The organism is Actinomycetospora sp. CA-101289 (assembly GCF_050955895.1).
Lineage (GTDB): Bacteria > Actinomycetota > Actinomycetes > Mycobacteriales > Pseudonocardiaceae > Actinomycetospora.
This window is the reverse complement of sequence record NZ_CP192093.1, coordinates 4,131,373-4,143,513: the sequence shown is the minus strand read 5'-3', so window position 1 is coordinate 4,143,513 and position 12,141 is coordinate 4,131,373. Positions and strand designations below refer to the sequence as shown.

Below are 12,141 nucleotides of genomic sequence, written 5' to 3'. Positions count from 1 at the left end.
GGAGGCACCACCGTGACCGTTCTCGACGAGGCGCCGGCCACCCCCGACGTCCCCGCGCCGCAGGAGCCGCAGGTCGACTTCGACACCGACCCCTCGCGCTACCGGCACTGGCGCTACGAGGTCGAGGGCGAGACGGCCTGGGTGTACCTCGACGTCGCCGAGGACGGCGGGCTGGTGCCGGGCTACGAGCTCAAGCTCAACTCGTACGACCTGGGCGTCGACATCGAGCTCTACGACCTCACCCAGCGGCTGCGGTTCTCCCATCCCGAGGTCCGGTCGGTGGTGCTCACCAGCGGCAAGGACTCGAACTTCTGCGCGGGCGCCAACATCCGGATGCTGGCCCAGTCGAGCCACTCCTGGAAGGTGAACTTCTGCAAGTTCACCAACGAGACGCGCAACGGCATCGAGGACATGACCGCGCACTCGGGGCAGACCTGGGTGGCCGCGCTCAACGGCACCGCCGCCGGCGGCGGCTACGAGATGGCGCTGGCCTGCGAGACGATCTTGCTGGTCAACGACCGGTCCAGCGCCGTCGCGCTGCCCGAGGTGCCGCTGCTGGGTGTGCTGCCCGGTACCGGGGGGCTCACCCGCATCACCGACAAGCGCCATGTCCGCAAGGACCGCGCCGACATCTTCGCGACCAAGTCCGAGGGCTTCCAGGGCCTGAAGGCCGTCGAGTGGAAGCTCGTCGACGAGACCGTCTCGCGCAAGCAGTGGGACGAGACGGTGTGTTCGCGGGCCGCGGAGGCGGCGGCCTCGTCGAGCCGGCCCGCCCCCTCCGACGATCTGGCTGCGCAGGGCGTCGCGCTGCCGCCGTTGCGGCGCGAGGTCACCGCCGACGCCATCACCTACCCCAACGTCCGCTGCGAGATCGACCGCGACGCCCGCACCGCGACCATCACCGTCCTCGGCCCCGAGGCCGGGACGGTGCCCGAGTCGCTGGAGCGCATCCACGCCCTCGGTGCCCACTTCTGGCCGCTGGCGATGACGCGCGAGCTCGACGACCTGATCCTGCGGCTGCGCACCAACGAGCTCGAGATCGGCACCTGGCTGGTCAAGACCCGCGGGTCGATCGAGGGCGCGCTGGCTTTCGAGCGCGTCATCGCCGAGCACTCGGGGACCGACTGGCTGGTCAACGAGATCCGCCACTACTTCAAGCGCACGCTCAAGCGCCTCGACGTCACCAGCCGCAGCCTCATCGCGCTCATCGAGCCCGGCAGCTGCTTCGCCGGTGCCCTGCTCGAGCTGGCCCTGGCGTGCGACCGCCAGTACATGCTCGAGGGCACGTTCGAGGACGCCGACGAGGAGCAGGACCCGGCGCAGATCGTGCTCACCGCGTCCAACTTCGGCGCGTTCCCGATGAGCAACGGCCTGACCCGCCTGCAGTCCCGCTTCTGGGGCGACGACGAGACCCTCGCCGCCCTCGAGCCGGGGACGCGCCTGACCGGCGCGCAGGCCGAGGAGGCGGGCCTGGTCACCGACGCCCCCGACGACATCGACTACGAGGACGAGATCCGCATCCTGCTCGAGGAGCGGGCCTCGTTGTCGCCCGACGCCCTGACCGGCATGGAGGCGAACCACCGGTTCGTCGGGCCGGAGACCATGGAGACACGGATCTTCGGTCGGCTCACGGCGTGGCAGAACTGGATCTTCCTCCGGCCCAACGCGTCGGGTGCCGAGGGCGCGCTGCGCCGCTACGGCACGGGACGCAAGGCCGACTTCGACCGGAAGCGAGTGTGACTCCCTCCATGACCTCCGCACGCCCGAAGATCGATTTCGACGCGAAGATCCCGAACAACGTCGACCTCGCGTCCGACCGCAAGCTCCAGCGGGCCCTCGAGCGCTGGCAGCCGAACTTCCTCGACTGGTGGGGCGACATGGGCCCCGCCGTCGACACGAAGGACGTCTACCTGCGCACGGCGGTCGACGTCGGGCGCGAGGGCTGGGCGCACTTCGACCACGTCCCCATGAACGAGTACCGCTGGGGCGTCTTCCTCTCCGAGCACGACCCGGACCGCAAGATCGCCTTCGGCGAGCACAAGGGCGAGCCCGTGTGGCAGGAGGTGCCCGGCGAGTACCGCGCCGACCTGCAGCGCCTCATCGTCATCCAGGGCGACACCGAGCCCGCGTCGGTGGAGCAGCAGCGGTTCCTCGGGGCCACCGCGCCGTCGCTCTACGACATGCGCAACCTGTTCCAGGTCAACGTCGAGGAGGGCCGTCACCTCTGGGCGATGGTCTACCTGCTGCACGCCTACTTCGGGCGCGCCGGGCGCGAGGAGGCCGACCAGCTGCTGGCCCGCAACTCGGGCTCGGACGAGTCGCCGCGCATCCTCGGGGCCTTCAACGAGGAGACCCCGGACTGGCTGTCGTTCTACATGTTCACGTACTTCACCGACCGGGACGGCAAGTACCAGCTCGGGACGCTGAAGGAGTCGGGCTTCGACCCGCTCTCGCGGACGTGCGAGTTCATGCTCAAGGAGGAGGCCCACCACATGTTCGTGGGCACCACCGGCATCGACCGCGTGGTCACCCGCACCGCGCAGCTGATGAACGAGCACGACTCCGACGAGGTCGCCGGGGCCGGCGGCATCCCGCTGGACATGATCCAGAAGTACATCAACTTCCACTACACGGTCTCGCTGGACCTGTTCGGCAACGAGTCGTCCACCAACGCCGCCAACTACTTCACCGCCGGGCTCAAGGGCCGCTGGCAGGAGGAGCGGCGCAAGGACGACCACGTGCTCGCCGACGACGCCGGCGCCGTGGACGCCGTGCGCGAGGGGCGGATCACCACCACCGAGGTGCCGGCGCTGCTCGCGCTGAACCAGGACCTGCGCAGCGAGTACATGGGCGACTGCTCCAACGGGCTCAAGCGCTGGAACCGGATCCTCGAGAAGCACGGCATCGACCGGCGCCTGTCGCTGCCGCACGTCGGCTTCAACCGCCACGTCGGCGCGTTCTCCGACGCCCACATCACGCCCGAGGGCCGGATGGTCTCGGAGGCGGAGTGGAAGGCCCAGGAGTCCGAGTGGCTGCCCACCGAGGTCGACAAGACCCACGTGCGCGGGCTGATGCACCCGGTGCTCGAGCCGGGCAAGATCGCGGGCTGGATCGCCCCGCCGAGCAACGGGATCAACGACAAGCCCGTCGACTACGAGTACGTGCACTTCAACTGACCGTCACCCCGCCGGGATCGAGCCGGCGGATTTCCACGCACCCAGTGCCAGCGTGGCCCCCACGCTTGCACTGGGTGCGTGGAAAGCCACATCCTCGCCGCGACCTTTCGTCACGCCCACCACCACGAGGCAGGCGCCCATGTCGGAGTCGTTCAACGCCGCGGACTACCTGGTCGGGCGCCGCCTCGCGGCGGGTGACGGCGACCGGGTGGCGGTGCGGGCGCCGTCCCGCACGCTGACCTACGCCGAGCTCGACGCGGAGATCGGGCGGGTCGCGGCGGGGCTCGCGGCGCTGGGCGTGCAGCCCGAGCAGCGCGTCGTGCTGTGCATGGTCGACGAGGTCGAGCTGTTCGCCGGCATCCTCGCCACCATGCGCCTCGGCGCCGTGGCCGTGCCGGTGTCCACGATGCTGCGCGGCACCGAGCTCGCCGTGCTCGTCGCCGACTCGCGCAGCCGGCTCCTGCTCGCGTCCGCGACGTTCGCCGACATCGCCCAGGTCGCCGTCCGGGGCGCCCTCGAGCGCGGCGGCGACGTGGCCGAGGTCGTCATCACCGGCGACGACCCGTCCGGCTTCGGCGCCGACGTCGGCGTGCGGACCTGGGCCGAGATGCTCGCGGCCGGCGAGGCGCTCGGGGGCACGCCGCCGGCCTACGACACCTGGGACGAGTCGCAGGCCCTGTGGCTCTACACCTCGGGCACCACCGGCAAGCCCAAGGCCGCGATGCACCGGCACGCCGACATCCGCACGGTCTGCGAGACCTACGGCCAGCAGGTGCTCGGCATCCGCCCCGACGACCTGTGCCTGTCGGTGGCCAAGCTCTTCTTCGCCTACGGCATCGGCAACTCGATGTTCTTCCCGCTGTCGGTCGGCGCCGCCGCGGTGCTCGAGCCCTCGCGCCCGGCGCCCGCGCTGCTCGCCGACCTCGTCTCCCGTCACGGCGTGACGATGTTCTTCGGCACCCCGAGCTCCTACGGCCCCCTGCTCGCCGCCGCCGAGTCCGGGCAGATCGACCCCGCCGCGTTCGCCACCGTGCGCCGCGGCGCGTCGGCGGGCGAGGCGCTGCCGGCGCGCATGGTCAACGGGATGCGCGAGCGGTTCGGCGTCGAGGTGCTCGACGGCATCGGGTCCACCGAGGCCCTGCACATCTACCTGTCGAACCGGCCGGGCGAGGTCGTGCCCGGCACGTCGGGGGTGCCCGTGCCGGGCTACGACGTCGAGATCCGCGGCACCGACGGGCGCCCGGTGCCCGACGGCGAGACCGGCACGCTCTACGTGCGCGGCGACTCGATCTGCACCGGCTACTGGTGCCGCACCGCCACCAACCGCCTCGTCTTCGAGGGCGAGTGGCTGCGCACCGGCGACACCTACGTCCGCAACGCCGACGGCACCTACACGTGCCTGGGCCGCACCGACGACGTGCTCAAGGTCGGTGGCATCTGGGTGACGCCCGCCGAGGTCGAGGAGCGGCTCGTCGCGCACCCGGCGGTCGCCGAGGTGGTGGTGGTCGCGGTGCCCGACGCCGACGGCCTCGACCTCCCGGTGGCCTGTGTCGTCCCGCGCGAGGGCCACACCGTGGACGAGGCGGCGCTGGTCGCCTGGTGCCGCGAGGGCCTGGCGTCGTTCAAGCGCCCGCGCCGCGTGCTCGCCATCGAGGACGTGCCGCGCACCGCCACCGGCAAGGTGCAGCGCTTCCGCCTGCGGTCGCTGGCCGCCGAGCGCCTGGCCGAGGACGCCGCTGCGGGCACGGCCCAGGGCGACGACGTCCTCGAGGCGGCGCGCTGATGGCCGGCGAGCGCAGCCCGCACACCGACCCGCTGGCCACGGCCGACCAGCCGCCGGTGGACGGCGAGCGGTACCGGCCCGAGGTCGAGCCGGGCGGCGACGTGCCGGGGTCGGTGCTCGGGTCCGACCACGAGGAGCCGATCGACGGGACGGAGCCCGAGCCGGAGGGCTGAGGGCGCCCGCTCAGGGTGCGCTGTCGACGGGCGTCAGCCCGCCAGGCGTTTCGCCGGGTCGGGCGGGGCGGCGTCGAGCGCGACGAGGGCGTCGGACCAGTCGTCCATCTGCTTGGTGATCGCGGGCAGCTCGTCGCCGATCCCGTCGACGACCGCCCGCTGCATCGCGTCCGTCCGCGCCTCGAGGTCGGCGCGGTGGCGCAGGCCCGCCGCCCCGAGCTCGTCGCCCTCCACGAGGCCGCGCGTCCGGAGGCCGGCGACGGCCACCTGGATCCGTTCGGGGCTCCAGCCGCGCGAGGCGGTGTACGACCCGAGCGGGTAGCCGCACCAGAGCTCGGTGAGCACGTTCATCTGGACGGGGTCCAGGCCGTCGACCGCGCACACGGCGAGGTGGGAGTCGCCGCGGTGCTCGCGCAGCAGGTGGCACGCGTGCACGAGGGCCGCGAGCGGGTCGTCGGGCCACGGCTCCACGGTCAGGCCGGTGAACAGCGGCGCGCCGTCCGGTCGGCGGCGTCGATGCCCCGGCGGAGCGCGTCGACGATCGGGGCGGCCTCGGCGTCGATGTCCCCGAGCAGGCGGCGCAGGGTCGCGCCGGGGGCGTCGATGCGGACCCGGACGAGGTCGGCGAGCGGGACCGCGGCTGCGCCGGCCTCGTACTGCGGGCCGACCAGGTCCGGCGCGAACACCCCCAGCGCGGCCACCGCGACCGGGGTCGGGGGAGTTCCGAGGGGCGCGGTCCGCTCGCGGACGTACGCCGCGAAGTAGTCGTCCAGGCCCAGCGCCGCGTAGCCCTCGGCCGCCTCGGGCGACCAGATCGACAGGCACGCCAGCGGCTCGATCGCGTCCCGCAACGCGCGAGCGGGCGACGGGTCGCGGCCGGCGGGCGGGTCCGTCGGCCGTGGGCGGTCGGGCGGGGCGAAGAACAGGCCGCGCATCGTCGTGTAGTCCATGGGGTCTCCTGGTTCCTCGCGGGTCCGCGGCGCGAGGTCCCCCGTCTGCCGCGCTCCCCGCCCTTGTCCGGTCCGTCCCGTCACGCGACCGTAGGGACGGCCGGGTGCGCAGGGCCTCCGGACAGGACCCCGAGGAACACCCCGAGAAAGAGGCGCGATGGGCCCGCTCCTCGACCGTGAGGGTGAGATCGAGCGGCTGCGCCGCCTGGTCGAGGCCACCGCGGCGAGCCGGGGCGAGCTCGTCCTCGTCGAGGGCGAGGCCGGCATCGGCAAGACCCGCCTCGTCGCGACCGTCCGCGAGCTGGGCCGGGACGCCGGCCTGTCGGTGCTGACGGCGCGCGGGTCGGAGCTGGAGGGCGAGCTGGCCTTCGGGGTGGCGCGCGAGCTCCTCGGGAGGACGGCCGCGGAGCGCCTGCTGCAGGGTGCGGCGGCGCTCGCGCGCGCGGTGGTCGGCCCCGAGGTGGGCGCCGGGGGCGGGGACCTGTTCGCGACGCTGCACGGCCTGTACTGGCTCGTCGCCGAGATCGCGGACGACGGACCGGTGCTGCTCGTGGTGGACGACGCGCACTGGTGTGACCCGCCGTCCCTGCGCTTCCTCGCCTACCTCGCGCACCGCCTCGACGGGCTGCCGGTCTCCGTCCTCGTCGCGACCCGTCCCGGCGCCGATCCCGGCTGCTCGAAGCTCCTCGCGGCGCTGGCCGGCGAGGCGCGCGACGTCCTGCGCCCGGCGCCGCTCGGTCGCGGCGCGGTGGGCGCGCTCGTGGCCGACCGGCTCGGCGAGCCCGACGACCCCTTCGTGAGCGCGTGCGCGACGGTCACCGGCGGCAACCCCTACCTCCTCGTGGAGCTGCTGGCCGAGGCCGAGGACCGGGGCCTGGCCCCGCGGGGCGCGGCCGTGCCGGCCCTGTCCGCGGCCGTCCCGCAGGGTGTAGGGCGCGCCGTGGGGCAGCGTCTCGCGGTCCTCGGGCCGACCGCGACGGCCGTCGCCCGCGCGGTCGCGGTCCTGGGCGACGGCCAGCCGCTGTTCCGGGTCGCAGCGGTGGCCGCGGTCGACGGCGACGGGGCCGCGGGCGCTGTCGACGCGCTCGTCGCGGCACGGCTCGTGGACCGCGCCCCGCCGCTCCGCTTCCTGCACCCGCTCGTGCGGTCGGCGGTGATCGCGACGGCGAGCCCCGGGGAGCTCGCCGTGAGCCACCGGCGCGCGGTCGACGTCCTGCTGGCCGAGGGCGAGCGCGGGGACGTCCTCGTGCCCCACCTCCTGGCCGACGGTCCGCGCGGGGACCCCGCCGTGGTCACGGCCCTGCGCGAGGCGGCCGTGCGCGCCGTGGGCCGCGGAGCACCGGACGTGGCGGCCCGCTACCTGCACCGGGCGCTCACCGAGCCGCCGCCGCCCGAGGAGCGGGGCGCGCTCCTCCTCGCGCTCGGGTCGGCGTCGCTCTGGGCGGGCGAGCCCGACGCCCTGGACATCCTCACGAGAGCGCGCGAGGAGGCGACGGACCCGGAGGACGGCGCACGAGCCCGCCTGCTCGCCGCACGGCTGCTGTTCGAGTACGGCCGTCTCGTCGAGGCCGTCCGTGTCTGCGAGGAGGGCATCGCGGAGCTGGGCGGAACGGCTCCCGAGCTCGCCGAGGAGCTGGAGGCCGAGCTGCTGACGGCGACCATGCAGGACCGCCGCACCCGAGCGGTGGGACGCCGGCGCCACGAGCAGCGGGAACGCCTGCCGGAGCCCTGTACCCACACGGCCTGCATGCTGATCGCGAGCGCAGCCGTCGAGGAACTGCTCCTGACCCGGTCGCGCACCCGCGCACTGGAGCTCGCCGAGTGCTCGCTGACCGGGGGCCACCTCCTCGTGGACCGGACCCTCGTGACGACGCTGCCGAGCGCCCTCATCACCCTCGCGATCTGCGGGCGGCCGCGGCGGGCGCTGCTGGTGTGGGACGACGTCATCGCGCGCCTGCGGGCCCGCGGCGACCGGCCCGGCGTGGCGCTCGCCTCGGCCTTCCGCGGGCACGTCGCCCTCCTCGCCGGCGACGTGACGTCGTCGGTCGCCGACCTCGCTCTCGGGTCGGAGATGGCGGGCGAGCTCGGCAGCACGGTGGGGCGGGCGTACGCCACCGGCTGGCTGGTCGAGGCGCTCGTCGAGGCCGGCGACGTGGCCGCCGCCGAGGCCGCCGTGACGACCATGGGTGGCTTCGTCGACGCCCCGTACTACGCGGCCGACGTCCTGCTCGCGGCCCGGGCACGGCTGCGCGCGGCCCAGGGCCGGTACGACGAGGCGGTGACCGACCTGCGGGGTCTCGGCGAGCGGCTGGCCGGCTGGGGCGCGTCCGACCCGGCGCCGTGCGCGTGGCGGAGCCCGTTGACCTGGGCCCTGCGGGGCGCGGGTGACCTCGTCGCGGCGCGCGCCGAGGGCGAGCGGGCGATCGCGGCCGCGCAGCGGTGGGGTGATCCCCGGGCGCTGGCCGAGGCGTTCGCCGCGGCCGGTGCGGCCCAGGAGGGCGCGGCGGGTCGTGCGCTGCTCGAGCAGGCGGTGTCCGTGGCCGACGGCCACCCGCTGGTGCGGGCACGCGCCCTGGTCGAGCTGGGGGCGGCACGCCGGCGGGGCGGGCAACGCGTGAGTGCGCGGACGCCGTTGCGGGAGGGACTCGACCTGGCGCTCTCGGTCGGGGCGGGCGCGGTGGCCGGCCGTGCCCACGAGGAGCTCGTCGCCGCGGGCGCCCGCCCCCGGCGTCTGCGGACCTCGGGGGCCGACGCGATGACGCCGACCGAGCGGCGGGTGGCCGCGATGGCGGCCGAGGGTCTGACGACGCGGGCGGTGGCGCAGGCGCTGTTCGTCGGGGAGAAGACGGTGGAGACCCACCTGGGGAGCGTCTACCGCAAGCTGGGCATCACCGCGCGGTCCCAGCTGGCCGCGGCGCTCGGCCCCGCGGTGCCGGCGTCCGTCAGCCCGTGAGCTGCGGGTACCAGGCGCTGATCTCGAGGTCGAGCTCGGCGAGGTCGGGGTGGCCGAACAGCGCCGACTCGGGCGGGCTCAGGCGCTGGGGGCGCCGCCCGCCGGTGGGGCAGCCGTCCTGGTGGCGCAGGGGGTAGAGCTTCCACACCCGCACGGACTCGCAGTAGTGGCACTCGCCGGTGATCATCGCGGGACCTCGGGGCACGTCGGCGGCATCGGGACAGCGGTCCCCGTGCGCCGGCGCTGGACCCGGGGCCGCCGTCAGTGTGGTGCCCGCCCGTGCCCGCGCGATCGCCCTTCGTGACCGCCCCCACGCTGTGACGCGCGTCGGCCCACGTGCGTGATCTTCTGAGCTGTAGCTCAGAAGATCACGCACGTAGGAGGGTCAGGAGTCCAGCTCCGCCAGCGCCCGCTCGGCCTGGACGATGATCGCCTCGGGGCCGGTGACCTCGTCGGGGTCGGCGTCGGCGCCCATGTCGCCGGCGCGGTAGCGGGTCCACACCCCGGCGTGGATGCACGCGGCGCGCCAGCGGGCGAACGCCAGGTAGTACGAGACGTCGACGTCCCCGGTGCCGGTGGCCGCGGTGTAGCGGGCGATCAGCTCCTCGCGCGTCGGGTAGCCGCCCGCCGGCGTCGGGCTGGGCAGGGCCTCGGGCACGGTGTCGCCGGGCTCGGTCCACGACACGAGCAGGTGCCCGAGGTCGCAGAGCGGGTCGCCGATCGTCGCCAGCTCCCAGTCGAAGATCGCGACGGCCTGGCCCTCGGGCGAGTAGGAGATGTTGCCCGGCCGGAAGTCGCCGTGGACGATCCCGACCTGGCCCTCGGGCACCCGCGCGGCCAGCGCGTCGTGCGCCGCGTCGAGGGCGGTGAGGTCCTCCATCGCCGACGAGTGCGCCTGCCGGTGCCAGCGCTTGAGCTGGCGGGCGACGAAGTTGCCGGGCCGCGCGAGGTCGTCGAGCCCCACCTCCGCCGGCTCGACGTGGTGGAGCGCGGCGAGGACGTCGATCGTCGAGGTGCCGACCGTCGTGCGCGCCTCCGCCGGCACCTGCTCGCCGGACTCCGTGTCGTTGAGGACCTTGCCCGGCGCGAAGTCCATGACGTAGAGGTCGGCGTCCCACACCGCGCGGTCGTCGCAGAACGCCCGCGGGGTCGGGACCGGCACCTCGGTGGGGTTGAGCGCCGACAGGAAGCGCCACTCGCGGCCCATGTCGTGGGCGGTCTCGAGCACCCCGCCCAGCGGCGGGCGGCGCAGCGCCCACGCGTGGCCGGCCTCGTCGGTGACGCGGTAGGTGAGGTTGGAGCGCCCGCCCGTGATGCGGGTGAAGTCCAGCGCCCCCTCGATCTCGTCGATGTGCGCCCGGAACCAGCGCACGACGGCGTCCGGGACCTCCTCGGCGCTCACGCGGCACCCCCCGGACGCAGGACGATCTTGCCGACCTGGACGTTCGACTCGAGGTGCCGGTGCGCGTCGACCACCTGGTCGAGCCCGTCGAACACCCTGTCCACCTGCGGGGCGAACGCCCCGTCCCGCAGGCCCGCGCCGATGAAGGCGCCCGCGCGGCGCAGCCGCTGCTCGTCGTGGGTCATCGCGAACAACGTATAGGTCCGCATCCACAGATCGGCAACGTCTCGGCCGGGAACGGGGTCGGCTGCCCCGAGAGCAGGCCGTGGATCGTGACGACGCCGCCGGCCGCCGTCGCGCGGGCGAGGTCGGCGACGGCGGGGCCCGCGACGGCGTCGAAGACGTGCTCGCAGCCGCGTCCGCCGGTGATCTCGAGGACCCGCTCGACGAGGTCCTCCTCGCCGGTGGCGACGACGTGCGCGGCGCCGGCGTCGTGCAGCGCGCCCGCCTTGGCGCTCGACCGGCTGGTGGCGATCGGGACCGCGCCGACGCGGATCGCCACCGCGATCGCCGCGAGCCCCACGCTCGACGTGGCGGCGGTGACCAGGACGTGGTCGCCGGCGCGGTCGGCGTCGACGCCGTCGTCGTTCATCGAGAACGCGGGCACCACGCTGACGCGCTCGCCCACCGACCACCGGTCGACGCCCTCGCCGAGCGCGGCCACGGTGCCCGAGCACTCGTCGCCCAGCCGGGCGGGCAGCCGCGTGGCCTCGATGTACTCGCCGCGCCGGAACATCGACTCGGCGCCGTTGAGCCCGATCGCCGCGACGTCGACGGCCACCTCGCCGGGCCCGGGCGACGGGTCCGGCTCCTCCTCGACCCGCAGCACGTCGGGCTCGCCGAGCGAGGAGAACCGCACCGTCCTCGTCATGGCGGCGAGCATGCCGTCCCGACGATCACGGCGCACTCCTGGAGGCCGGCCGGGCGCTGGGCTGACCGTGGGCGAGAGGGACCAACGGATGGACACGGCACGTGTCCCTGCACGGGTCCCCGTCCGGGTCGCCGCGCCACGACGGGTGACCGTCACCCCCGGTGACCGGTGGTCGACTACTGACCACGATCAGTCACGATGACCGCGTGTCCCGCGCCGCGCTCGCCCGCCTCGTCCTCGGGCTCGCCGTCGCCGTCTGCGCGGCCGCCGCCGTGTTCACGCTGGTGACGGCGCAGGTCCCCGCCACCCCGGCGCCCGCGCCCGGCCCCGGGCCGGCCGCGGCGCTCGCCGAGGTGGCCGCGCCGCCGACGGGGGAGCGGGTCGTGGTCCAGCGGGTGGTCGACGCCGTCACCTTCGACGCCCGTCTGTCCGACGGCGGCGGCGTGGTGCGGGTCCGCGCACTGGGCGTGCAGCCGCCCGGCGCCTGCTACGGCGAGCAGGCGACCGCGTTCGCGTCCCGGGTGCTCGCCCGCCGCGCGGTGATCCTGGTGGCGGGCGTGGGCCCGGGCACCGACCGGTTCGACCGGCGCCTGGCCTCGGTCGCCCTCGACGGCGGCGGCGACTACGCGGTGCTCGCCGCCGAGGCGGGCATCGCCCGCGCGTACGCCGCCGACGCCGCGCCCGCGGCCATGCCGGCGGTGCGGGCGGCGCAGGACCGGGCGCGCCTCGCGGAGCGGGGCGTGTGGGGGCAGCCGTGCCGCGGTGCGGAGAACCCGCCGGGGGCGGCGGCCGGCACGACGTCCACCACCGCGCCGGCCACCGGGACCCCGTAG

10 protein-coding genes and 1 pseudogene are annotated in these 12,141 nt (G+C 74.9%); 6 read left to right on the top strand and 5 right to left on the bottom strand.

Features of this window, described 5'->3' with window-relative positions; translation table 11 throughout:
- Positions 1-12 precede the first annotated feature (12 nt).
- The 4 genes from boxC to ACQPX6_RS20645 all read left to right on the top strand — a co-directional run bounded on the left by boxC (position 13) and on the right by ACQPX6_RS20645 (position 5,132).
- On the top strand, positions 13-1,740 hold the full coding sequence (gene boxC / locus ACQPX6_RS20660; protein ID WP_433782303.1) for a 2,3-epoxybenzoyl-CoA dihydrolase: 1,728 nt from the start codon (positions 13-15) through the stop codon (positions 1,738-1,740).
- Between the two features lie 8 nt (positions 1,741-1,748).
- Positions 1,749-3,176: a benzoyl-CoA 2,3-epoxidase subunit BoxB gene (gene boxB, locus ACQPX6_RS20655; protein ID WP_433782302.1), complete on the top strand. Its 1,428-nt coding sequence runs from the start codon at positions 1,749-1,751 to the stop codon at positions 3,174-3,176.
- A 139-nt stretch (positions 3,177-3,315) separates the two neighbouring features.
- On the top strand, positions 3,316-4,959 hold the full coding sequence (locus tag ACQPX6_RS20650; RefSeq protein WP_433782301.1) for a benzoate-CoA ligase family protein: 1,644 nt from the start codon (positions 3,316-3,318) through the stop codon (positions 4,957-4,959).
- Positions 4,959-5,132, top strand: coding sequence for a hypothetical protein (locus ACQPX6_RS20645; protein WP_433782300.1), 174 nt, complete (start codon positions 4,959-4,961; stop codon positions 5,130-5,132). Before ACQPX6_RS20650 ends, ACQPX6_RS20645 begins: the two co-directional genes overlap by 1 nt.
- Before the next feature lie 33 nt (positions 5,133-5,165).
- Here ACQPX6_RS20645 and ACQPX6_RS20640 read toward each other — a convergent pair.
- Positions 5,166-6,067: pseudogene (locus ACQPX6_RS20640) on the bottom strand (SCO6745 family protein).
- 172 nt (positions 6,068-6,239) lie between these two features.
- Here ACQPX6_RS20640 and ACQPX6_RS20635 point away from each other — a divergent pair.
- Positions 6,240-9,035 carry a helix-turn-helix transcriptional regulator gene (locus ACQPX6_RS20635; protein ID WP_433782299.1) on the top strand — a complete coding sequence of 932 codons (2,796 nt, stop codon included), beginning with the start codon at positions 6,240-6,242 and terminating at the stop codon, positions 9,033-9,035.
- Here ACQPX6_RS20635 and ACQPX6_RS20630 read toward each other — a convergent pair.
- The 4 genes from ACQPX6_RS20630 to ACQPX6_RS20615 form a co-directional block, all read right to left on the bottom strand.
- Positions 9,025-9,222: a hypothetical protein gene (locus ACQPX6_RS20630; RefSeq protein ID WP_433782298.1), complete on the bottom strand. Its 198-nt coding sequence runs from the start codon at positions 9,220-9,222 to the stop codon at positions 9,025-9,027. The genes ACQPX6_RS20635 and ACQPX6_RS20630 overlap by 11 nt on opposite strands.
- A 198-nt stretch (positions 9,223-9,420) precedes the next feature.
- On the bottom strand, positions 9,421-10,437 hold the full coding sequence (locus tag ACQPX6_RS20625; RefSeq protein WP_433782297.1) for a phosphotransferase family protein: 1,017 nt from the start codon (positions 10,435-10,437) through the stop codon (positions 9,421-9,423).
- Positions 10,434-10,622 (bottom strand): zinc-binding dehydrogenase, encoded by a 189-nt coding sequence (locus tag ACQPX6_RS20620; RefSeq protein ID WP_433782296.1) that lies wholly within the window; start codon positions 10,620-10,622, stop codon positions 10,434-10,436. Before ACQPX6_RS20620 ends, ACQPX6_RS20625 begins: the two co-directional genes overlap by 4 nt.
- Positions 10,619-11,308 (bottom strand): zinc-binding dehydrogenase, encoded by a 690-nt coding sequence (locus ACQPX6_RS20615; protein ID WP_433782295.1) that lies wholly within the window; start codon positions 11,306-11,308, stop codon positions 10,619-10,621. The genes ACQPX6_RS20620 and ACQPX6_RS20615 overlap by 4 nt, the downstream gene beginning before the upstream one ends.
- Positions 11,309-11,514: 206 nt before the next feature.
- On the opposite strand from ACQPX6_RS20615, the gene ACQPX6_RS20610 reads away from it, so the two are divergent.
- On the top strand, positions 11,515-12,141 hold the full coding sequence (locus ACQPX6_RS20610) for a thermonuclease family protein (RefSeq protein ID WP_433782294.1): 627 nt from the start codon (positions 11,515-11,517) through the stop codon (positions 12,139-12,141).

What these genes read in the sequence shown, in the direction of transcription:
- boxB (WP_433782302.1), top strand. Translation starts at nt 1,749, where the DNA reads ATGACCTCCGCACGCCCGAAGATCGATTTCGACGCGAAGATCCCGAAC.
- ACQPX6_RS20650 (WP_433782301.1), top strand. Translation starts at nt 3,316, where the DNA reads ATGTCGGAGTCGTTCAACGCCGCGGACTACCTGGTCGGGCGCCGCCTC.
- ACQPX6_RS20645 (WP_433782300.1), top strand. Translation starts at nt 4,959, where the DNA reads ATGGCCGGCGAGCGCAGCCCGCACACCGACCCGCTGGCCACGGCCGAC.
- ACQPX6_RS20635 (WP_433782299.1), top strand. Translation starts at nt 6,240, where the DNA reads ATGGGCCCGCTCCTCGACCGTGAGGGTGAGATCGAGCGGCTGCGCCGC.
- ACQPX6_RS20630 (WP_433782298.1), bottom strand. Translation starts at nt 9,222, where the DNA reads ATGATCACCGGCGAGTGCCACTACTGCGAGTCCGTGCGGGTGTGGAAG.
- ACQPX6_RS20620 (WP_433782296.1), bottom strand. Translation starts at nt 10,622, where the DNA reads ATGACCCACGACGAGCAGCGGCTGCGCCGCGCGGGCGCCTTCATCGGC.
- ACQPX6_RS20615 (WP_433782295.1), bottom strand. Translation starts at nt 11,308, where the DNA reads ATGACGAGGACGGTGCGGTTCTCCTCGCTCGGCGAGCCCGACGTGCTG.